The sequence below is a fragment of the Paraburkholderia phenazinium genome, from assembly GCF_900142845.1.
Classification (GTDB): Bacteria; Pseudomonadota; Gammaproteobacteria; order Burkholderiales; family Burkholderiaceae; genus Paraburkholderia; species Paraburkholderia phenazinium_A.
This window is the reverse complement of sequence record NZ_FSRU01000001.1, coordinates 1,507,534-1,529,059: the sequence shown is the minus strand read 5'-3', so window position 1 is coordinate 1,529,059 and position 21,526 is coordinate 1,507,534. Positions and strand designations below refer to the sequence as shown.

Here is a 21,526-nt window from a genome sequence, read left to right as displayed (position 1 = left end):
GCCCTCACCGCTCCCAGGCTGCCCCGCTATCGTAGGCACCTTTACCATACCTGGTCAGCGCATCCCCGAGCACGGCCGCGTCAAGTTCGCCCTCATCGATCAGCGCCTTCAACGCAGCTATCGCAATCGACGCCCGATCTACCTCGAAGAATGCGCGCAGCGCGGCACGTGTATCGCTGCGCCCGAAGCCATCCGTGCCGAGCGTCACGTAACGGCGCGGCACGTATGCCCGAATCAGCTCCGGCACCGCCCGTACGTAGTCCGTCGCGGCAATCACGGGGCCCTTCGACGCCGCCAGCGCCGAGGTCACATACGGCGCCGCACCAGATCCACCCAATCGCGCAATCCGCTCGGACGCCATGCCATCACGCTGCAACTCGGTAAAACTCGTCACGCTCCAGACAGCCGCCTCGATACCCCAATCGTCCTTCAGCATCTTCTGCGCGGCGACGACCTCGCCGAGAATCGCCCCGGCGCCGAGCAGTTGCACTCGCGCGGTCTCAGCGGTCTCAGCGCCCTCAGTGGCTTCAACGGCTTTAGCCACATTCACTCCACCCGGTCCCGACGGCAGCGGATACATCCCCTTCAGAATCCCTTCGCGCACCCGCTGCAAATCGCCCTCGGGCACAGAAGGCTGTGCGTAGTTCTCGTTCATCACCGTGACGTAATAGAACACGTCGCGCTGCTGCTCGACCATCTCCCGCATGCCCTCGTCGACGATCGCCGCCACTTCATAGGCAAACGCCGGATCGTAGGCACGGCAATTCGGAATCGTCGATGCCGCGAGATGGCTCGTGCCGTCCTGATGCTGCAAGCCCTCGCCGCCGAGCGTGGTCTTGCCCGAGGTCGCGCCGATCAGGAAGCCACGTGCGCGTTGATCGGCGGCGGCCCAGATAATGTCGCCGATCCGTTGAAAGCCGAACATCGAGTAGTAGATGTAGAACGGCAGCATCGGCAAGTTATGCACGCTATACGACGTCGCCGCCGCAATCCACGACGACACCGCACCCGCCTCCGAGATGCCTTCTTCGAGAATCTGCCCTTTGGTATCCTCACGGTAATACAGCATCGAACCCAGATCTTCAGGCTCATACAACTGCCCATGCGGCGAATAGATGCCGACCTGACGGAACATGTTCGCCATGCCGAATGTGCGTGCCTCATCGGCGACGATCGGCACCACCCGCTGGCCGATTTCGCCGTCCTTCAACAGCGCGGTGAGCATGCGCACCAGCGCCATCGTCGTGGACATCTCCCGGCCGTTCGCGTCCAGCGCAAATTGCCCCCAGGTGTGCAGCGAGGGAACGGTCAGTCCCTTCGCTGCGACTCTCCGCCTTCTGGGCAGATAGCCTCCCAGGGCAGCCCGGCGTGCATGCAGGTACTGCATTTCCGGGCTGTGTTCTGCTGGCTTGTAAAACTTGACCTGCTCGATGTCCTCGTCCGAGAGCGGCAGGCGAAAGCGATCGCGGAACGCCTTCAGATCGTCGAAATCGAGCTTCTTTTGCTGGTGGGTCGTCATCCTGCCCTGGCCCGACGTGCCCATGCCGAAGCCCTTCATGGTCTTCGCCAGGATCATCGTGGGCTGGCCGCGATGCGCCAGCGCTTTCGCATAGGCCGCGTGCAGTTTGCGCACGTCGTGGCCGCCGCGGCGCAGGCGGTCGATTTCCGCGTCGCTCAGTTGCGCGGCCAGCGCCGCCAGTTCGGCGTTCTGGCCGAAGAAGCGCTCGCGGTTGTACGCGCCGTCGTTCGCCGAAAAGGTCTGGAACTGGCCGTCCACCGTGTGGGCGAAGGCACGCGCCAACGCGCCGGTGCGATCGCGCGCAAACAGCGCATCCCAGTCCGAACCCCACACCACCTTGATCACGTTCCAGCCCGCGCCGCTGAAGTGCGCCTCCAGTTCGTCGATGATGCGGCCGTTGCTGCGCACCGGGCCGTCGAGCCGCTGCAAATTGCAGTTGATCACGAACACCAGATTGTCGAGCCCTTCGCGCGCCGCCAGCGACAACGCGCCGATCGACTCCGGCTCGTCCATTTCGCCGTCGCCGAAAAAGCCCCACACCTTGCGGCCATCCGTTTGCGCCAGGCCGCGGTTCTGCAGATAGCGCATGAAGCGCGCCTGGTAGATCGAGTTGATCGGCCCAATGCCCATCGAACCAGTCGGAAATTGCCAGAAGTCCGGCATCAGCCACGGATGCGGATACGAACACAAGCCCGGCCCGGCGATTTCACGGCGGTAGTGCTGCAGATGCGCTTCGTTCAGGAATCCTTCCAGATAGGCCCGGGCATACACCCCCGGCGACGAGTGCGGCTGAAAGTAGACGAGATCGCCGCCGGCGCCCTCGCCTGCATCCGGCGCCGCCGCCCGGAAGAAGTGATTGAAGCCCACCTCGAACAGATCCGCTGCTGACGCATAGCTCGCAATATGTCCGCCGAGTTCGCCGTATGCCTTGTTGGCCCGCACCACCATGGCGAGCGCGTTCCAGCGCAGTGCCGCGGCAAGCCGCTCCTCGAGTTCGAGATTGCCCGGATAGCGCGGCTGCTGATCGAAGCCGATGGTGTTGACGTATGGCGTCACGCGCGCGTCGGACAACTCCACGCCCGACGTGCGCGCATGAGCCGCGAGCCGGTCGAACAGAAACTGTGCGCGTTCCCGGCCGACGTGCGCCACGACCGCATCGAACGCATCCAGCCACTCGGCTGTTTCCTCGGGATCGGTGTCTTCCCGACCGCGCTCAGGCGCGCCCAACTGCAATGCACCGCTCGACAAATCCGTCATGGCACCACTCCCGCAAGGAGGCATCCGGTTCAAACTCACTGGACACCATGGTAACCATCAAGCTGCAAAATAGGCCTCTCATTTACTTGTCATTCCCGCTCCGGATAGTGTATTTATTCTGCACAGACCTCCATTTCCGGAATCTTTCATCTATGACCACGCCGCCGAAACGGCTCGACCGCATCGACATCGGGATTCTCAGCCAGTTGCAGCAAAACGCCCGCATCACCAATTCCGAGCTGGCGCGCGCGGTCAACCTGTCGCCCACGCCCTGCTTCAACCGGGTGCGCGCGCTCGAAAAGCTCGGCCTCTTCAAGCAGCAGGTGACCTTGCTCAATCCCGAGCCGTTGGGTCTGCGGATCAACGTGTTTATTCAGGTGAGCCTGGAAAAGCAGGTCGAGGACGCGCTGCAGCGCTTCGAGCAGGCCATCTCCGAGCGGCCCGAAGTGATGGAGTGTTATCTGATGACGGGCGATGCCGACTATCTGCTGCGCGTGGTAATGCCGGACATGCCGACGCTCGAGCGCTTCATCCTCGAACATCTGACGAAAATACCGGGCGTGTCCAACATCCGCTCCAGCTTCGCGCTCAAACAGGTGCGCTACAAGACGGCGCTGCCGCTGCCGGCCTCCGGCCTGACGCTGGTGGACCCAGACGACGTCGCGACGGACTGGCAGTGAACGCGCATCTTGATGCAAGCGGCGCCGGCCGCCGCTAGACCGGAATGCTTGTGGTCGAAAGAATTTCCTTCAGGACCACAAAACTGCGGATCTGCCGTACCCCTGGCAGATACAGCAACTGCTCGGCGTGCAAGCGGTTAAAGCTGTCGCTATCCCGCGTACGCACCAGCATGAAGTAATCGAACTCTCCCGTGACGACGTGACACTCCATGCATCCGGACACCTTCTGCGCGGCCTTTTCGAAGTCGGCGAAGGAGTCCGGCGTCGAGCGGTCGAGCACCACGCCGATCATCACCAGCATGCCGGCTTCGAGCGCCTTCGCATTGAGCAACGCCACCACGCCGCGTATCAGGCCCATTTCCCTGAGCCGCTCAACCCGGCGCAGGCAGGCCGGCGCGCTGAGATTCACCTTGGCCGCAAGCGCCACGTTCGAGATCGATGCGTCGCGCTGTAGCTGGCGCAGGATGGCCCGATCGACGCGATCGATCTGCGGGCTTACCGGTTGGGACTCCGGCGCAGATGCACGAAATTTTCTTGCGGGCATGGCGCTCTCGGCGAAGTAAATAAAGGTCAAAAATACCATCGACCTACTCAAAACCCAAATTCGCCAATATCTTCGCAACCCGATTTCTTCGATATTTTCTTACCATACTCTTCATCGCAGCATCGGCCACGAGCCCAGGCGTGTCGGCCGCTCGGGGTAACGAGGTGCTGGGACTCTCTTCATCACCGGAGCCGCGCATGAACCTCAAGAAATTCCCTCGCCATTCGCTCACCTTCGGCCCCACGCCGATCCAACCCTTGCGACGCCTGAGCCAGCATCTGGGCGGCAAGGTTGAGCTGTATGCGAAGCGCGAAGACTGCAACAGCGGCCTCGCATTCGGCGGCAACAAGACGCGCAAGCTCGAATACCTCATTCCTGAAGCCCTGGCGCAGGGCTGCGATACGCTCGTGTCGATCGGCGGCATCCAGTCCAATCAAACGCGTCAGGTCGCGGCCGTCGCCGCGCACCTGGGCATGAAGTGCGTGCTCGTGCAGGAAAACTGGGTGAACTACTCGGACGCGGTGTATGACCGCGTGGGCAACATCCAGATGTCGCGCATCATGGGCGCCGACGTGCGGCTCGTCTCCGACGGCTTCGATATCGGCTTTCGCAAAAGCTGGGAAGACGCGCTGGAAAGCGTGCGCGCGGCAGGCGGAAAGCCTTATGCGATTCCGGCAGGCTGTTCGGATCATCCGTTGGGCGGCCTGGGCTTTGTCGGCTTTGCGGAGGAAGTCCGGCAACAGGAAGCGGAACTCGGCTTCAAGTTCGACTATGTCGTGGTGTGCTCGGTGACCGGCAGCACGCAGGCAGGCATGGTGGTGGGCTTTGCCGCGGATGGTCGCGCCGACCGCGTGATCGGCATCGATGCGTCGGCCAAGCCTGCCAAGACCCGCGAGCAGATCTTCCGGATTGCGAAGCAAACAGCCGAGCAGGTCGAGCTGAACCGCGACATCGTCGCGGCGGATATCGTGCTCGACGAGCGCTACGGCGGCCCGGAATACGGCTTGCCGAACGAAGGCACGATGGAAGCCATCCGTCTGTGCGCGAAACTCGAAGGCATGCTGACCGATCCCGTCTACGAAGGCAAGTCGATGCAAGGCATGATCGACAAGGTACGGCTCGGCGAGTTTCCCGCCGGTTCGAAGGTGCTCTATGCGCACCTGGGCGGGGTGCCGGCACTGAACGGTTACAGCTTCCTGTTCCGCAACGGTTGACAGGAACGCCGAGGGCAATGCACGAACCTGAGAGATCACACAAATAAGCGTTTTACGTGGGCAACGGAGAACGTTATGCGAACCCGTGTTGATTCACCCCTCTCGCGTTGGCTTTGGCGCAGGGAGCCGTCGCGCCTCACGCAAGTCTGCGTCGTCACCGACGCCACGGTCGCATACGACTTCGAACAGGTGTTGTCCACGCGTCTGGGAAACTCACCCCAGGTCGCGTGGCTGCACCTGATCAATGCCGCTGCCACGCACGACGAATGGCTGGCGTCGCGCGAGCATGCCCAGCCCAACGTGCATAGACCGGAAACCGCCATAGAGCGGGCCATCGGTCCGCTCCCGCGCGACAGCCGCCTGTTGCTGTGCTCCCAGGAGCTTGCCGCGCTGGAGTGGCTAGGTGGCGTCCTCGGGCAACGGGTTTTCTTCGCACACTATCGTCCTCGCACGAACGAGGACATACAGGCCAATGCGGTTATCGCCACCATAGAAGAAGGCCTGCGCGCCTCATTGACGGAAAAGTGGGGAGATAGTTACTGAGCCATTGAGCCGCGCGAGCGTCACTGGGCGCGTGCGACATGACGGCAATCCTCTTGCGCAACCGAGTACTCGCCCTATCCCCTGGAGAGTCAAATGCCTACCGCCGCGACTGCGACCGATACCGTTGCCATCAAGCCCCGGTATTCCAGCTTTTACTGGATCATCTTCGCCGCGTCGATCGGCAACGCGCTCGAATGGTTCGATATCCTGATCTACGGATTCTTCGCCACGACGATCGCCAAGACGTTCTTCCCGGCTTCGAACGCCACCGTTTCGCTGCTGGTGACACTCGGCACCTTCGGCATTTCCTACCTGATCCGACCGGTCGGTGCGCTTGTGCTCGGCTCCTACGCGGATCGCCATGGCCGCAAGGCGTCGATGATGCTGTCGATCGTCATGATGATGGCCGGCACGGCCATCATCGCCCTGATGCCAGGCTACGCAACGATAGGCGTAGCGGCGCCGATCGCAGTCGTGTTTGCGCGGCTTGTGCAGGGATTTTCGGCGGGAGGCGAATTCGGCAGCACGACCGCCTTCATGGTTGAACAGGCGCCCGAGCGCAAGGGCTTTATCGCCAGCTTCCAGTTCGCCAGCCAGGGCCTCAGCTACCTGCTGGCGGCGAGTTTCGGCGCAATCCTGACCAATACGCTCGATACGGCGTCGCTCGAATCGTGGGGCTGGCGGTTGCCGTTTTTATTCGGCATCCTGATTGGACCCGTAGGCCTTTATTTGCGCAAACATGTCCACGAAGGCCGCAGTTTCCAGGAAACGAAGCCCGAAGAATCGCCCGTGCGCGCAGTGTTCGCACGCCAGAAGCGCCGCATGCTGCTGGCCGTGGGTACGCTCGTCCTCTCTACCGGGACCAGTTACGTCATTCTTTATATCCCGACCTACGCAGTCCGGCAGCTCCACCTTCCTGCGAGCTTCGGCTTCACCGCAACCGTGCTGACGGGCGCCATTCTCACCATCGTCACCCCGTTCGTCGGCCATCTCTCCGACCGGATTGGAAGAGTTCGCATGATGAGCGCGGCCGGCATCGTCTTTACGCTGACCATTTACCCCGTGTTCCGCAGCCTCGGCGAGCATGCCAGCCTCGCAGGGCTCATGGCGATGATGGCATGGGTCGGCCTGCTCAAAGCCGTCTATTTCGGGGCCCTGCCGGCGTTGATGGCCGAGACGTTCCCGATAGAAACGCGCGCAACCGGCATGGCGATCAGCTACAACATCGGTGTCACTGTTTTCGGCGGCTTCGCACCGCTCATCGTGGCGACGCTCATTCAGGCAACCGGCAGCAACCTGGCTCCCGCGTTCTACCTCATGGCGCTCGGCATCATCAGCCTGTTTGCGTTGTGGCAATGCCGTAAGACGCTGAATCTTCGCTAGAGCGGTCGATTCGCCCTCGGCGGTTTCGCGGCACGGCAGCAAGACGGCGCCTGCGCCGCTGCGTCGCCTCTGTCTCAGAGGTCACACATCTTCGGCACCGAGATGCGCCTTGAGCGCGTCGATAAACACGCGCACCTTGGGCGCCGGATAGCGCGCCGAGGGGAACAGCGCATGAATGCCCGCGGCCGGCGTCGACCACTCCGGCAGCAGGCGGACCAGCCGTCCCGCGGCGACATCCTCACCCACCGAGAAGTCCGTCAGCGCTCCCACGCCGCCGCCCGCGAGCGTCGCGGCCCGGCATGCCGTGGCGGTATCCGCGAGAAATCCCGCTGCAAAGCGCACGGTCTGCTTGCGGCCCCGGGCATTCTCCAACGAGACCGCCAGCGGCTTGGCCAGCACCGCCATGCCGATAAACGGCAACGCGGCCAATGCCGCAGGGGTGGACGGTGCGCCCCACGCCTCGATGAACGCTGGGCTCGCGACCAGCCAGCGCGCGTAGCTGGCGATCTTCACCGCGCGATGGCTCGAATCGGCGAGGCGCCCCACCCGGATCGCGACATCGATACCCTCCGCCAGCAAATTCACAAGACGGTCGTTCGACACGAGTTCGATGTTGAGTTCAGGATGCTGCTGCCGCAGCGCGACCAGTACGGGTGCGACCACGATCGCACCGTAATCGACCGGCGTAGCCACCCGTAGCGTGCCCCGCAACGTGCCGCTGCCCTGTTCCACCGCCTGGAGCGCCTCGTCCGCCATGCTCAGGATATGCCGGCTCGCTTCGTAGAACGCCCTGCCCGCCTCGGTGACGCTGACACGCCGCGTGGTGCGCACCAGCAGGCTCGCCCCCACCTCCGCCTCGAGCCGCTGCATATGCGTGCTGACCATGGTCTTGGCGATGCCCAGCCGGTCGGCCGCCGCCGTCAAGGAACCCGCCTCGATCACCGCGACGAACACCGCCAGCCGGTTGAGGTTCACATCGCTCGCGCTAGCCATTCGATTGTCCACTTTGAGAGGATAGAGTAATCATGATTATCCGTCTTCTCAGGCCATTCGGCGAGGCATAAGCTACGCTAAGCCAATCATCCATAGCCTGCTTTTTCACGGAGCCTGTCATGTCCCCATCCAAGCCCGCCCAGCCGATCCGGCTGCATACGACCCTGCTGTCCGGTCACGGGCATCGCGTCAAGCTGTTCCTGACGCTGCTCGATCTGCCGTTCACGATCAACGAGCTCAACATGGCGGCCGGCGACAACCGCAAGCCCGCGCACCTGGCGCTCAATCCGCTCGGCGAAGTGCCGGTAATCGAAGACGGCGATGTCGTGTTGAGCGACTCGAATGCGATCCTGGTCTACCTCGCGCGCAAGTACGGCGATCCGTCCTGGCTGCCGCAAGATCCGCTCGGCGCCGCGGCCGTGCAGCGCTGGCTCTCGCTCGCCGCCGGCAAGATTGCGTACGGCCCGTGTGCGGCGCGGCTCGTCACCGTGTTCGGAGCGCCGCATCATCTGGAAACCGCACAAAAGATCGCCGTGAAGCTGTTCGACGTGCTCGATGCCGAGTTGCGCGACAAGCCGTTCGCGATCGGCGACACGCCGACGATTGCCGACATTGCCGCGCATTCGTATATCGCTCATGCGCCCGAAGGTGGCATCTCGCTCGAGCCGTACCCGCATATTCGCGCGTGGCTCAAGCGAATCGAAGCGCTGCCGCGCTTCCTGCCCATGCCGGCCAGCAAAGCCGGCCTGGTCGCCGAGATCGACTAGCCCTGCCCCGGCTGCGGCCGGGGTTCACTCACGCGTCAATCACCCGAGTCCATCATGTCTACGCTCGCACCTGCGCCTGGCTGGCGCGCCGCCGAATCGCCGTTTCATGCCGGCGAACTCGCCGCGCAGGAGCGCGCCGGCGTGCGCGAGCGGATGAACGTCGATGCACGGCGCGGGATTCGCGATTACATGCCGGAGCAGCATCGACGGTTCTTCGCCGAACAGCCGTTTATGGTGTTGAGCGGACTCGATGCAAGCGGACAACCGTGGGCCTCGTTGCGCGTGGGTGAGCCTGGGTTCGTGTCGACGCCCGACGAGCGTACGCTGCGCATTGCCGGACGCGCGCTGGCAGGCGACCCGCTCGCCGCGGCGTGGCAGGTCGGCGCGCTGATCGGCGGGTTGGGCATCCAGCCGGCCACGCGGCGGCGCAATCGCGTCAACGGCGTGATTGCGGCAATCGACGACGGCGCGCTGACGGTGAGCGTCAGCCAGAGCTTCGGCAACTGCGCGAAATATATCCAGAGCCGCGCGCCTATCTTCGTGGCGGCCGAGTCCGAGGAGAACGCGGCACAGGAATCGTCGCCCGCACTCAGTGACGCCGACCGCGCGCTGCTCGCCCGTGCCGACACGTTCTTTATCGCCAGCGCCAACGCATCCAGCGATGCCGGCTTCGGGCGCGGCGCGGATGTCTCGCATCGGGGCGGCAAGCCCGGCTTCATTCGCGTCGACGACGCGCACACGCTGACCACACCGGACTTCAGCGGCAATCTGTTTTTCAACACGATTGGCAACCTGATGCAGGATCCGCGTGCGGGACTGCTGGTGATCGACTTCGAGAGCGGCGATCTGCTGTATCTCGCCGTGGATGCAGAAATCATCTGGGAAGGCGCCGAGCTGGCCTCGTTCGAAGGCGCCGAGCGGCTCATGCGCTTTCATGTGCGCGAAGTTCGACGCAGCCGACGCGCGTTGCCGTTCCGCTGGTCCGAGGTGCAATACGCGCCACAACTGGTGAAGACCGGAAGCTGGCAAACGCAAGAAGCCGAGGCCGTGGTTGCGCCCTCAGGCGGCTGGCGCAAGCTGAAGGTGTCCGACGTCCGCGAAGAAACGCCCACGGCGCGCTCGTTCTATCTGCAATCCGTGGATGGCGCCGCGCTGCCTCATTTCGAGCCCGGCCAGTTCCTGCCCATCCGCTTGCAGGTGGCCGGGCTCGCCGCACCGCTGATTCGAACCTACACCCTCTCGGACGCGGATCACGGCCGGCACTACCGCATCACCGTCAAGCGCGAAGGCGCGGCGTCCGCATGGCTGCACGAGCAGATCAAGCCTGGGATGGAAATCGAGGCGAAGGCGCCTTCCGGCGCGTTCAAGCTCGACCGGGACAGTCGACGCCCGGTGGTTCTGCTGTCTGCGGGCATTGGCATCACGCCGATGATCGCGATGTTGAACACGCTGCTGGCCGACACCGCAGGGCAAGCGCAACCCGAGCCCATCTTTTTCATTCACGGCGCACGTCAGGCCGACGAACATCCGTTCGCCGATTTGCTCAGAGCCGCCGAGCAGGCGCATCCGCATTTGTCCGTGCATTTGCGCGACACTCGGCCCACGCAAACGGGCAGCGAAATTTCCGGGCAGTCGGTGGGGAGGGTCGACGTCGAGTTTCTCAAACGGGTCTTGCCGTTCGGCGACTATGATTTTTATCTGTGCGGTCCGGGCGCGTTCATGCAGGACCTCTACAACGGGCTGCGCGCACTCAACATCGCGGACGAGCGGATTCGTTTCGAGGCGTTCGGACCGGCGAGCGTCAAGCGTGGCGGCAGCACGGCGCTTGCTCCAGCTACCGAGGTCAAGCAAGCGCCTGCGGTGCCGCGCGACCCAACGCAAGTGTCGAAAGTCGTGTTCATGCGGACGAAACGCGACGCCTTGTGGTCGAAGGAGGACGGAAGCCTGCTCGACGTCGCGGAAGCGAATGGGGTGACGGCCAAATCCAACTGCAGATCGGGCGTATGCGGAGCCTGTTCGACGCGCCTGCTCTCCGGCGAGGTGACTTACCCCGTGCCGTGCGAGGCACACATCGAGCCGGGCCATGCGCTGATCTGCTCGGCGATACCGGCGCGGACCGGAACGGGTGAAACTTCCACCGTTGTGTTGGACCTCTAACCAATCGGTCGAAAGGGAGGTCGCCGCGAGTTGCTCGACACACGCGTACGCGTAGCTGACGGCGAAATGAGCCGTTGACTCGCGTGCCGGGCGGGTTAAATCAAGGCTTTGATACCTGCTTGGGTGCCTAAGGGACGCCTAAGCACCCCGACGCTTATTGCGGGCGGCGATGGGCTTCAGCGATGATCGCGCACGTTTGCAGGTGCAGTTGCAATGCGTGGCGGGCGACGGCGGCAAGACGGGCAAGCCAGCCGCTAGCGGCCGGGGTGGAAGTCGTGGTGATGTGGCTCATGGCAAGCTCCAGTTCAGGCTAGGGTTAACTACCTAGGTAATAACCCTATTATAAACCGATCTTTCCGCAGCGCAACAAAACAAAAAGAATTCAACTGGAACGGCGGTCAAATACCCGTTTCTTACATACAGATAACAACCTAATTGCGTCAGAAGCCACTCATCGCCCTCCAGACTTACCCCAATCCACGCTCTTGATTCCTGCGCCGCACCAATCTCCCCAATGCCTTTCCAGGCAAGCCGCTGCGCGCGAACAGAAGACGCCCGGTTAGCCGCATTGCATCAACTCCCCCTCCTTGACTCTGCCCAGCCGCCCTGCTGTACTAAATAAACCAAAGTGATTTAGTCGAAAAAACCAGCCCGTCCTGCGTCGTCCGATGCAGCCGACGCGGCTACGAGAGGCGCACCCAGCGCCCATTAGCTATTGAATCGACCGCAGTCCATAACGTCGTCGTCAATTATCCGGAGGAGCGTCCCATGAATCTGAAATCCCGCAGGCAGCCCGTTGTCCGTCGTATCGTCACCCTGTGCGTCGCGGCATCCGCCGTCTGGTGCGCCGGCGCCACGCAGGCGGCCGATCAGCCCGTCGTCGGCCTCATTACCAAAACCGACACGAACCCGTTCTTCGTGAAGATGCGGCAAGGCGCGGAAGCCGCCGCCCAGAAGGACGGCGCCAAGCTGCTGACCGCCGCCGGCAAGTTCGACGGCGACAACGCCAGCCAGGTCACCGCGATCGAAAACATGATCACGGCAGGCGCCAAAGCGATTCTGATTACGCCGAGCGACACCAAGGCCATCGTGCCGAGCATCAAGAAGGCGCGCGCCGCCGGCGTGATGGTGATTGCGCTCGATACGCCGACCGAGCCGCAAGACGCCACTGACGCCCTCTTCGCCACCGACAACTTCAAGGCTGGCGTCCTGATCGGCCAGTACGCGAAGGCGGCGATGGGCGGCAAGCCGGCGAAGATCGCCACGCTCGATCTGGCGCCGGGCGTCTCAGTGGGCGTGCTGCGTCATAACGGCTTCCTGCAGGGCTTCGGCGTCAAGGAAGGCGATCCGGCCATCGTCTGCAGCCAGGACACGCGCGGCGATCAGGCGAAGGGACAAACGGCGATGGAGAACTGCCTGCAGAAGTCGCCGGACATCAATGTGGTCTATACGATCAACGAGCCGGCTGCAGCAGGCGCCTATCGCGCGCTCAAGGCAGCAGGCAAGGATAAGGACGTGATGATCGTTTCGATCGACGGCGGCTGCGAAGGCGTGCGCAACGTCAAGGCCGGCGCCATTGCCGCGACGTCGCAGCAGTATCCGTTGAAGATGGCGGCACTCGGCGTCGACGCAGGCGTCGAGTACGCCAAGACCGGCAAGAAGGTCGCGGGCTATCACGACACCGGCGTCACGCTGATCACCGACAAGGCCATGAACGGCGTGGACAGCAAGGACACCACCTTTGGCCTTGCCAACTGCTGGGGTCAATAAGCGTTCCTAAGCAACCGGGGGACCCTCCCACGGGTCTCCCGCTGATTTGCCGCGTGGCCTCTGCGCCGCGCTCCAGCATCGAGGAAACACATCATGTCGACCCCCTCTGCACCGGCCAGCGGCCACCGCCCATTATCCGAGCGGCTGCCTTCGCTCGCCGAAATCGGCCCGCTCATCGCGCTCGTGCTTGCCTGTGCGTTCTTCATCTCGCAGAGCAATCGCTTCCTGTCGTTCCAGAACCTCTCGCTGATTCTCCAGCAGACCATGGTCGTCGCCGTCATCGCTATCGGCCAGACGCTGATCGTGCTGACGGGCGGCATCGATCTGTCCTGCGGCATGGTGATGGCGTTCGGCTCGATCATCATGACCAAGTTCGCGGTCAACCTCGGCGTGCCGCCGGTCCTCGCCATCGTCTGCGGCATCGGTGCGAGCGCCCTGTTCGGCGCGCTCAACGGGACGCTGATTACGCGCATCAAACTGCCGGCGTTCATCGTCACGCTCGGCACCCTGAACATCGCCTTCGCCCTCACGCAGATCTACTCGAACGCCGAGAGCGTATCGAACCTGCCTGACGCGATCATGTTCCTCGGCAACACGTTCAGCATCGGCCCCGCCCAGGTGACCTACGGTACCGTGCTGACGCTGCTGATGTATCTGGCCACCTGGTTCGTATTGCGCGATACCGTGCCCGGCCGGCATCTGTACGCGCTCGGCAATAACGCCGAAGCCGCACGTCTGATGGGTCTCTCTTCGCAGCGCATCCTGCTCACCGTCTATACCCTGGCCGGCGCGATCTACGGCATCGCCGCGCTGTTGTCGGTTTCACGGACCGGTGTGGGCGATCCGCAAGCCGGGCAAACCGAAAACCTCGACAGCATCACCGCGGTCGTACTCGGCGGCACCAGTCTGTTTGGCGGGCGCGGCTCGATTGTCGGGACCTTGCTCGGCGCGCTGATTGTCGGCGTGTTCCGCAATGGCCTGACGTTGATCGGGGTGTCGTCCGTGTATCAGGTGTTGATCACCGGCATGCTGGTGATTCTCGCCGTCGCTGCCGACAAGCTGTCCCACCGCGGCGCTCGATGATCCACCAGGAGCCTGTCATGTCTACTCCCCAAACTGCTGCTACTGCGACGCCCGTCCTGCAGGCGCGTGGACTCGTCAAGCGCTATGGCCAGGTCACCGCCCTCGATGGTTGCGACTTCGAAGTGATGCCCGGCGAAATCATGGCCGTAATCGGCGATAACGGCGCGGGCAAGTCGTCGCTGATCAAGGCGCTCTCCGGCGCCACCGTGCCCGACGAAGGCGAGATCCTGCTCGACGGCAAGCCGGTCAAATTCCGCAGTCCACTCGATGCGCGCGAGCAAGGCATAGAAACCGTGTATCAGGACCTCGCGGTGGCGCCCGCCATGAGCATCGCCGAAAACCTGTTTCTGGCCCGCGAGCTGGTCAAGCCCGGTTGGCGCGGCTCGATCTTCAAGATGATCGACAAGCGCCGCATGCTGGAAGAGGCCACCGCGCATATGAAGGGCCTGCAGATCGGGATCCGTTCGATGCGCCAGGCAGTCGAAACACTCTCCGGCGGCCAGCGCCAGGGCGTCGCGGTGGCGCGTAGCGCGGCGTTCGCACGCCATGTCGTGATTCTCGACGAGCCGACCGCGGCGCTCGGCGTGAAGGAAGGCAACATGGTGCTCGAGTTGATCCGGCGCGTGCGCGACCGTGGCCTGCCGGTAATCCTGATCAGCCATAACATGCCGCACGTGTTCGAGATTGCCGATCGCATCCATATCCAGCGGTTGGGACGGCGCGCCGCGCTCGTCAACACGAAGGACATTCATATGTCCGAAGCGGTTGCCATCATGACCGGCGCCAAGGAAGCGGACGTCAAGGCCATCGCATGATGCACGTTCCCTGCTGACGGGCGGTCACGATGGATAGCACTGGAACCCGTTCGCCGCTTAAACGCACGGTGGGCTCGAATCAGGTCGGCATGCGACAGTTCAACGAGCGGATCGTGCTGCAGGCGATCCGCTTGCATGGTCCGCTGGCGAAGGCCGATGTCAGCCGGTTGACGCGCCTGTCGATGCAGACCGTCTCGATGATCGTCGACCGTCTGATCGACGACGGCCTGCTCGCGCGGCAGCCGCGCGTGCGCGGGCGCATCGGGCAGCCGTCGGTGCCGATTGCGTTGCGGCCCGAGGGCGCCTACACGATCGGCATCAAGGTTGGGCGCCGCAGTCTCGACGTGCTTGCCATGGATTTCGTGGGGCACGTGTGCAGCCGCGATGTGCTCGAATATGCGTATCCCGATCCGCAGGTGTTGTTTCCCGCGCTTGAAAGCAAGCTCGCGCGCGTCAACGAGACGCTGGGCGAGCGGGCCAAACAGGTGGTCGGCGTGGGCGTGGCGGCGCCTCTTTGGCTGGGGGGCTGGCGCGATTTTCTGGGCGCGCCGCCGGAAGCGCTTGAAGCGTGGCACGACATCGACATTCGCGCCCGTATCGCCGCTATGACCGGCCTGCCCGTCGAGTTCGCCAAAGACACCACCGCCGCTTGCGCCGCCGAACTGGTGATGGGCCAGGGGCGCGGCATTCATAACTTTCTGTATCTGTTCGTTGGGACGTTTATTGGTGGCGGTCTTGTGATCGACGGTCGGCTGCATGGCGGGCCGCACAATAACGCTGGCGCTGTGGGGTCGATTCCGCTTGGCGGTGGTGGCGCGGGGCATCGAGCGGGAGCGCAAACGGAGCCTAAGGCGGCGCGTCAGTTGCTTCATGCGGCGTCTGGTTTTGTGCTCGAGCGGCTGCTCAGCGACGCCGGCGCGCCGGCTGCCGCCGCGCACGATCATCGCGCGCTTGCGCCGGAGTGGTGGCGTCTGACGGAACAGTGGCTGGATACCGCGTGCCCCGCGATTGCCGGCGCGCTCATCAATGCGACCGCCCTGCTCGATCTCGAAGCGGTCGTGATAGATGGTGAACTCGACCGTCAGTTGGTGCGCGAAATCATTCGGCGTACTGAGCGTGTGCTGGATGGGTTCGAATGGGAGGGGATGGTACGGCCGCAACTGCTGGAAGGCACGATTGGTGCGGATGCCCGCGCTATGGGTGGAGCGATTCTGCCGCTTTATGCGCATTTTGCGCCGGTGCATGAGTTGTTTCTTAAGCCGGCTACGGAGGCGGAGTACTAACGCGGCGATTGAGCCGCTCTCGCTTGCCTCAACTCCGCTTAACCGCAGCCACGCCGCCCCTCGCCCCGCACCACCCGCCTTCGACCCATCAAGTAACGGCTGCCCTGACAGTCCGAAACACATGGGCGTTCCTCCGCCCAGTACAGCAAAACCCGTTCGCTAAAACAAGACAACTCTGAATCCGTGGCCGTCGTTGCGCGGACGCGTCTTTTCACAATTCTTTACCTCTCCACATCACGACAAAAATGTGAAAAGACGCTAGTTTACGAATCCCAATTGCTTCGCATAACAAACTTTATGAAGCGCATTAGATTCCAGCCAGTAATTGGTCAGATGCGAGGGATGCTCGCCGGTATCGAGCACACCGCAACAGCATTCGGGAAAGCGGCCGGGCAGACCGTGGTTTGCAGTCGCGGCTCGACAGGCCACAGCGGCGCGACGGAACCCTAGGTGACGTACGCAACGTGGCGAGGTCTCGACATCGCAACCGGCCGTAGTTTATAAAATACAAATTGGTTTATAATGATCGAGTTAAAGCAAACGGAAACCTTCCGGAAATGGCGCATGCGCCTCAAGGACGAGCGGGCGCGCGCAGTGATTGCATCGCGGCTGGACCGGCTGGCATTTGGTCATGCGGGGGATGCGGAACCGGTCGGGCAGGGGGTAAGCGAGTTGCGTATCCACTATGGTCCGGGCTACCGCATTTACTTCCAGCGGCGGGGCAACACGATCATTGTGCTGCTCTGCGGCGGTACGAAGAGCGGTCAGGCGAAGGACATCCTCGAAGCCAGGCGGCTGGCGGATGAATGGAGAGAATGAAATGACTGAAAAGTTGACGACCTATGATCCCGCTGAGGATCTGGCCAGCGAGGAAGCGATGGCCGTGTTCATGGCCGAGGCGTTCGCGACGAACGATGCCGCCTATATTGCTCACGCGCTGGGCGTGGTGGCCCGTGCGAAAGGCATGGCGCAGATTGCCGGACAAACCGGACTCTCGCGCGAGCAGCTTTACCGGACGTTCAGCGAGCGCGGCAATCCCACCCTGAAGACGACCCTGGCCGTCATGAAAGCGCTGGGTATGGAACTGACGGCCAAGGCGGCGACCCACGCCTGAGGCGACGCCAGCAAGACGTCACGTCATAACGCCCGTCGACGCCGTTGCGGCACAGTTGGGTGTCCCCTCAACTCCGCTTAACCGCGGCCACGCCGCCCGTCGCCCCACCCGCCTTCGGCGCCTCAATCAACGGCTGCAACACAGGCGCCAGCGACTTCAGCAATTGCACCGACATCGCGCTAGTAAAGTCATACCGGGCCGCATAAGGCTCGTGCACATAAGCGGTCAGCGTCCCATAGAACCGGTCGCCCATCATGAACACAAACGTCGCGCTGCGATTGACCTTACGCGACTCGATCAACCGCCCGCCTTTAGCAAATACCTCAAAGCGCTGATCGCCGGTACCCGTCTTCCCATACACCGGCAGCGTCTTGCCATCGGGAAAAATCATCCCGTCCGCAAGCCGCTTGGCCGTCCCGCCCTGCACGACATCGCTCAACATCCCACGCACGACATTGACGATCTGCGGCGACAACTGCGTCTGCGGCGCGACCGCTGCACGCACGAAATGCGTTTCATACGGCGTATCTTTAGCGAAATCGAGTTGCGCGATGCTTTCCGTCGGCACCTTGTCGCCACCGTTGGCGATCACACCAATCAGTTGCGCGAGCGCCGCCGGCCGGTCGCCTGACGCCCCAATCGCCGCCGCATACGACGGCGTCAAATTGGCGAACGGATAACCAAGCGCCTGCCACGACTTGCCGATCGCAGCATAAGCACGCAGTTCGATCATGTGCTTGATGCGTCGATCCTGCGTAGCGTGATAGCGAGTCTTGAAAAGCCACGAATACGTCGACACCCGCACATCGCGGCTCGCGTCCTGAACCTGGTCGAGCGTGGCATCCGGATGTTCGCGCAGATAATTCACCAGCCACAGCTCCAACGGATGCACGCGCGAAATATAGCCGCGATCGTTCAGATTGAAGCGATCCATGCTGTACTTCGTATAGAGTTTCGCGAGATCGTCGTCCGTGAGCCACTGCGCCGGCGTGCCCTTGAGCTGCTCGCGCATCTGCGCGTCGAACCAGCCCTGCGCGCCATTGGGCGCCACGCTGCGCAATACCGTCGCAATCTTCGGCGGCGACTTGTGCACGCTGTGCAGCATCGCCGCCAGCGCTTCATCAGGCGTCTTGCCGTGATACTTCGTGTAGAAGCGCTTCATATAGACGCGGCTTTCCTGATCGGCAAAGCGGCTCAGGTATAGCTGGCGCGCGGCGGGATCGTCGAGCCATTGCGTCGACGGCCCGGAGGTCTGGATCATTTCATAGCGCACGATATCGCGCATCAGGCGCACGAACACCAGATTCACCGAGTGCTGAAAGGCCCGGTGCACGGTCAGAATCTGGCTGTTGTCGCTCGATTCGAAATTGGTGAAGGTCTGCGCACCGCCACCGGTGTAAAACGTTTCTCCTGCGCTAGCCGAATACTTTCTCTCCACCGCGGCATCAAGCATGGCTTGCAGCGAATGGTCGGGCGTTTTGATCAGATAGTCGAGCGCCCAACGCGTCAGCGCGTCCTGCGGATCGGGCTGGACGCGCTTGAGGTCCGCCACGCTCAGCGAGGCATAGCGGTCGTGCAGATCCGTGACGATCTGCAGGTACGTGATCACCGTGCGCAGCTTCGCCGTGGAGCCGAGATTCAGGCGCGCGCCCGAATTGATATCGAACGGTTCGTTGACGCTGTCCGTCTGCACCCGCACCAGGTTCGCGCCGTTGTGACGTTCATAGAGCGTCAGGCTGTAGGTGATCTTCGACGGGTCGTCGCCGGGACGCAGCATTTCGAAGCCATACAGACCCGCCGCCTGCGCACCGTCCTTGGTGCCCGCGGCCGCGAGCCGGTCGCTCACCGCCTGCTGAACCGCGTTATTGAGCGTGCCGGTAGCCTGCAGATCGAGCCGGTCGAGTTCATAGAAGCTTCGCAAACCGAGCGCGTCCAGCAAATGCGCCCGCATCGAGGTCACGGCCTTGCGGCTGACGAACGAATCGTCCGCCGTGCGCATCGGCGTGGGATTCAGTGCAATCTGCGCGTTGAGCGCCGCGTCGCGCAGCGACGTGGAAATGACGCCGCCCGTGGCGAGGAGCCGCAGATAGCTGTCCGTCATGCGTTGGAGCTCGCCGTAGCCGTGATGCAGAAAGTACGACGGCGCGCGCTGCGCAATCATCAGCGAGAGCACCTGCCGGAACGCCAGCGCCTGCTCGGTCAGATTGTCGGCCGAGGCCGGCGCGTTGAGAATCGCGTTGACCTCGCCGAAGTCGCGCCCATACCATGCCGCCAGGCCGTCGCCCATGCCGTTGATCTCGCCGACACCCGGCTGCGCCGACAACGGCACCGAATTCAGGTACTGCACGACGATTTCGCGCCGCGCCGGCATGGTCTGCGGTCCATCCAGATAGGCGCGCACCGAAGCGGACGCAATTTGCCGCAGCTTCTCCGGCGGCGTAGCGGTACGCCCATCCGGCGAGTGACGGAACTTCTCGATCTGCGTGGCGAGCGTGCTGCCGCCAGGCTGCAACTGATGCCGGTTGAAAATCCGCGCGCCCTGGTCGAGCACCGCGTGGCCGAAGCGCCCCCAGTCGATCGCCGGATTGCGGTTCGGCTGGTTGGGATCGAGCAACTCGCGGTCCTCGACGAACAGCAGCGAATTCACGATGACCGGCGGAATCGCCTCGAAACCGCCGTAGATCCGGCGCGGATAGGTAGCGTCGAACAGCGGCGCGCCGGTGCCGTCGAACAGTCGCAGGCCCGCCTGATCTTTCTCCTGATATGGCAGGAACAAGCCGTCGTCGGCGAGCGCGAGCATGCGCTCGGAGTCGCGCGCCTGCGAGGCGACGACGAAACCGCGTGCGCTCAGGCGTTGCTGAAACGACGGCAGCAAGGCGTAGCCAAGCCGCTCGTCGTACGGGCCGTTGGTGGGAAAGCGGATATTGGGGCTCGCGCCGTCCGCGAGCGTGAAATCCACGTCGCGCGTCAGTTCTGAGAGGTAGCGCGCCTGCAGGCGGGAAGTTTCGATCTCGATCTGGCAAAGCTTGGCCAGGATTGCCAGCGCCACCAGCAGAGCGGCGACCAGCGACCATTTGAACCACTTCCACGCCGACGTACCGCCGGCAGTGCGAAGCGGAAAACGAACGAGTGGCCGATTCATGGCGGCATCTCCCTCGCAGGCACGCATCCGAAAAACCGGCCCGCATCCCGATTAGTTTAGCGCGGATCGGGACAACCGAAAGGGTACGGAATGCCCCCACAGTCTCGCGCCAGCAACACCGTTTCAGCAAGGCATGGCGCAGCGGCGAGCGAAGTGAGATATTGAGCGTTTCCGCGCGCGCAAAATCAAAATGCGTCAAAACGCGCCGGAGCGCCCGCAAGACCCCCCCCTTCACCCCGCCGTTTTCTGCTCGCGCAATAGCCGGATGAACTGCTCGGCAGGCGGAGACAGCACGCCTCCCTTGCGCGACACAATCCCGAACGTCTGCGATTGCGACTTCAGCTTGACCGGCAGAATCCGCAGCATCTTGTGCTTCGCGAACAGTTCGGCAATGCCGGTCGGCAATACCGATACCAGATCCGCAGCCTGCTGAAGCAGCGCGACGGTCACGAAGGTCGACGCAGTGGAAATCGGACTCACGGGCATGCTCATGCCGGCCAGGTCCATTTCGCGCTCCAGCAGCGCGTGCAACGGCATATGGCTGAGGTACGTCACCCAGCGGTGTCCGGCCAGATCGCGCAAATTCACGGCCTTGCGCGACATCGGCGGATGGCTGTTGCCCACCACCACCGACAGCGGTTCGTCCCCCAACGGCTGATACTGATATCGCGAAGGATCGGCACTGACCGCAGCACGCCCGATCACCAGGTCCAGACGCCCCTCGTCCAGTTGCTGCAGCATCCGCGCGCTGGTGTCTTCGACAATCTCGATCGAGAGATTCGGCTGGCTCGCATGCAGCGTGTTGAGCGCCGGCACCACGGCATCCGGAATCGCACCCATGATCGCGCCGATCGCCAGACGCCCGCCACGCCCCGAGCGGATTTCCGCAATGTCCTGGCAGAGCGAGGTCAGGTCCGTCGCCATCAGCCGTGCATAACGGATCACGCAATGCCCGAACTGGTTGGCGATCATGCCGCTCTTCGAACGCTCGAAGAGCGGCGCTTCCAGCATCGATTCCAGTTCCTGCAGGGCCTTGCTCGCCGCCGACTGCGTCATGGCCATCGCGCCCGCCGCCTTGTGCAGCGACTTGTGATCGTCGAGCGCAATCAGCAGTTGCAACTGCTTCATGCGCAAGCGCGAGAGCAGCACGTTCAGCGTATCGTTCATGTGAGTCGTAAAAGTGATCACAGCATGGAAACAATTCACTATACAGGCCGGAATGGGGCGTCGTATAGTCAGTCCCGGAGACAATCAAGACACCC

The 21,526-nt window shown here is 63.0% G+C and carries 18 protein-coding genes; 12 read left to right on the top strand and 6 right to left on the bottom strand.

The genetic code is table 11. The features are described from left to right. Nucleotides 1-4 precede the first annotated feature (4 nt). Complete coding sequence (mdeB, locus tag BUS12_RS06650) at nt 5-2,776, bottom strand: alpha-ketoglutarate dehydrogenase (RefSeq protein WP_074294859.1); 2,772 nt, start codon at nt 2,774-2,776, stop codon at nt 5-7. Nucleotides 2,777-2,928: 152 nt separating this feature from the next. Here mdeB and BUS12_RS06645 point away from each other — a divergent pair, with 152 nt between their 5' ends. Beyond that, nucleotides 2,929-3,456: an Lrp/AsnC family transcriptional regulator gene (locus BUS12_RS06645; RefSeq protein ID WP_074294857.1), complete on the top strand. Its 528-nt coding sequence runs from the start codon at nt 2,929-2,931 to the stop codon at nt 3,454-3,456. 34 nt (nt 3,457-3,490) lie between these two features. On the opposite strand, the gene BUS12_RS06640 is transcribed toward BUS12_RS06645, so the two are convergent. After that, the gene (locus tag BUS12_RS06640) at nt 3,491-4,000 is read right to left on the bottom strand and encodes an Lrp/AsnC family transcriptional regulator (RefSeq protein WP_074297192.1); all 510 of its coding nucleotides are present in this window, start codon (nt 3,998-4,000) and stop codon (nt 3,491-3,493) included. Between the two features lie 197 nt (nt 4,001-4,197). On the opposite strand from BUS12_RS06640, the gene BUS12_RS06635 reads away from it, so the two are divergent. From BUS12_RS06635 to BUS12_RS06625, 3 genes are all read left to right on the top strand, one after another. Continuing rightward, nucleotides 4,198-5,214 (top strand): 1-aminocyclopropane-1-carboxylate deaminase, encoded by a 1,017-nt coding sequence (locus BUS12_RS06635; protein WP_074294855.1) that lies wholly within the window; start codon nt 4,198-4,200, stop codon nt 5,212-5,214. 75 nt (nt 5,215-5,289) lie between these two features. Continuing rightward, a complete protein-coding gene (locus BUS12_RS06630; protein WP_074294853.1) occupies nt 5,290-5,757 on the top strand; it encodes a hypothetical protein in 468 nt (155 codons plus the stop codon). A 93-nt stretch (nt 5,758-5,850) separates the two neighbouring features. After that, a complete protein-coding gene (locus tag BUS12_RS06625; protein ID WP_074294851.1) occupies nt 5,851-7,140 on the top strand; it encodes an MFS transporter in 1,290 nt (429 codons plus the stop codon). 81 nt (nt 7,141-7,221) lie between these two features. Here the strand turns inward: BUS12_RS06625 and BUS12_RS06620 are convergent, their stop codons facing one another. Beyond that, the gene (locus BUS12_RS06620; protein WP_074294849.1) at nt 7,222-8,133 is read right to left on the bottom strand and encodes a LysR family transcriptional regulator; all 912 of its coding nucleotides are present in this window, start codon (nt 8,131-8,133) and stop codon (nt 7,222-7,224) included. A gap of 119 nt (nt 8,134-8,252) precedes the next feature. Here BUS12_RS06620 and BUS12_RS06615 point away from each other — a divergent pair, with 119 nt between their 5' ends. After that, nucleotides 8,253-8,900, top strand: a complete 648-nt coding sequence (locus tag BUS12_RS06615) for a glutathione S-transferase family protein (protein ID WP_074294846.1) — start codon at nt 8,253-8,255, stop codon at nt 8,898-8,900. Between the two features lie 54 nt (nt 8,901-8,954). Continuing rightward, nucleotides 8,955-11,057, top strand: coding sequence for a 2Fe-2S iron-sulfur cluster-binding protein (locus tag BUS12_RS06610; protein ID WP_074294844.1), 2,103 nt, complete (start codon nt 8,955-8,957; stop codon nt 11,055-11,057). Between the two features lie 154 nt (nt 11,058-11,211). Here BUS12_RS06610 and BUS12_RS38710 read toward each other — a convergent pair whose 3' ends face one another. Further along, the gene (locus BUS12_RS38710; RefSeq protein WP_171991605.1) at nt 11,212-11,349 is read right to left on the bottom strand and encodes a hypothetical protein; all 138 of its coding nucleotides are present in this window, start codon (nt 11,347-11,349) and stop codon (nt 11,212-11,214) included. A gap of 476 nt (nt 11,350-11,825) precedes the next feature. Between BUS12_RS38710 and BUS12_RS06605 the strand changes: the two genes are divergently transcribed. The 6 genes from BUS12_RS06605 to BUS12_RS06580 all read left to right on the top strand — a co-directional run bounded on the left by BUS12_RS06605 (nt 11,826) and on the right by BUS12_RS06580 (nt 17,122). Continuing rightward, nucleotides 11,826-12,827: a sugar ABC transporter substrate-binding protein gene (locus tag BUS12_RS06605; protein ID WP_074294842.1), complete on the top strand. Its 1,002-nt coding sequence runs from the start codon at nt 11,826-11,828 to the stop codon at nt 12,825-12,827. Nucleotides 12,828-12,920: 93 nt separating this feature from the next. After that, nucleotides 12,921-13,910 carry an ABC transporter permease gene (locus BUS12_RS06600; protein ID WP_074294841.1) on the top strand — a complete coding sequence of 330 codons (990 nt, stop codon included), beginning with the start codon at nt 12,921-12,923 and terminating at the stop codon, nt 13,908-13,910. Nucleotides 13,911-13,927: 17 nt separating this feature from the next. Next, entirely contained in the window at nt 13,928-14,725 is a 798-nt protein-coding gene (locus BUS12_RS06595) for an ATP-binding cassette domain-containing protein (RefSeq protein WP_074294839.1), read from the top strand. 29 nt (nt 14,726-14,754) lie between these two features. Continuing rightward, the gene (locus BUS12_RS06590; protein ID WP_074294837.1) at nt 14,755-16,008 is read left to right on the top strand and encodes an ROK family transcriptional regulator; all 1,254 of its coding nucleotides are present in this window, start codon (nt 14,755-14,757) and stop codon (nt 16,006-16,008) included. Nucleotides 16,009-16,530: 522 nt separating this feature from the next. Continuing rightward, nucleotides 16,531-16,827, top strand: coding sequence for a type II toxin-antitoxin system RelE/ParE family toxin (locus BUS12_RS06585; RefSeq protein WP_074294836.1), 297 nt, complete (start codon nt 16,531-16,533; stop codon nt 16,825-16,827). A 1-nt stretch (nt 16,828) separates the two neighbouring features. Further along, nucleotides 16,829-17,122 (top strand): addiction module antidote protein, encoded by a 294-nt coding sequence (locus BUS12_RS06580; RefSeq protein WP_074294834.1) that lies wholly within the window; start codon nt 16,829-16,831, stop codon nt 17,120-17,122. A gap of 67 nt (nt 17,123-17,189) precedes the next feature. Here the strand turns inward: BUS12_RS06580 and BUS12_RS06575 are convergent, their stop codons facing one another. Both BUS12_RS06575 and BUS12_RS06570 read right to left on the bottom strand, forming a co-directional pair. Next, nucleotides 17,190-20,264 (bottom strand): transglycosylase domain-containing protein, encoded by a 3,075-nt coding sequence (locus tag BUS12_RS06575; protein WP_074294832.1) that lies wholly within the window; start codon nt 20,262-20,264, stop codon nt 17,190-17,192. Nucleotides 20,265-20,495: 231 nt separating this feature from the next. After that, the gene (locus BUS12_RS06570) at nt 20,496-21,431 is read right to left on the bottom strand and encodes a LysR family transcriptional regulator (RefSeq protein WP_074294829.1); all 936 of its coding nucleotides are present in this window, start codon (nt 21,429-21,431) and stop codon (nt 20,496-20,498) included. Nucleotides 21,432-21,526: the final 95 nt, after the last annotated feature.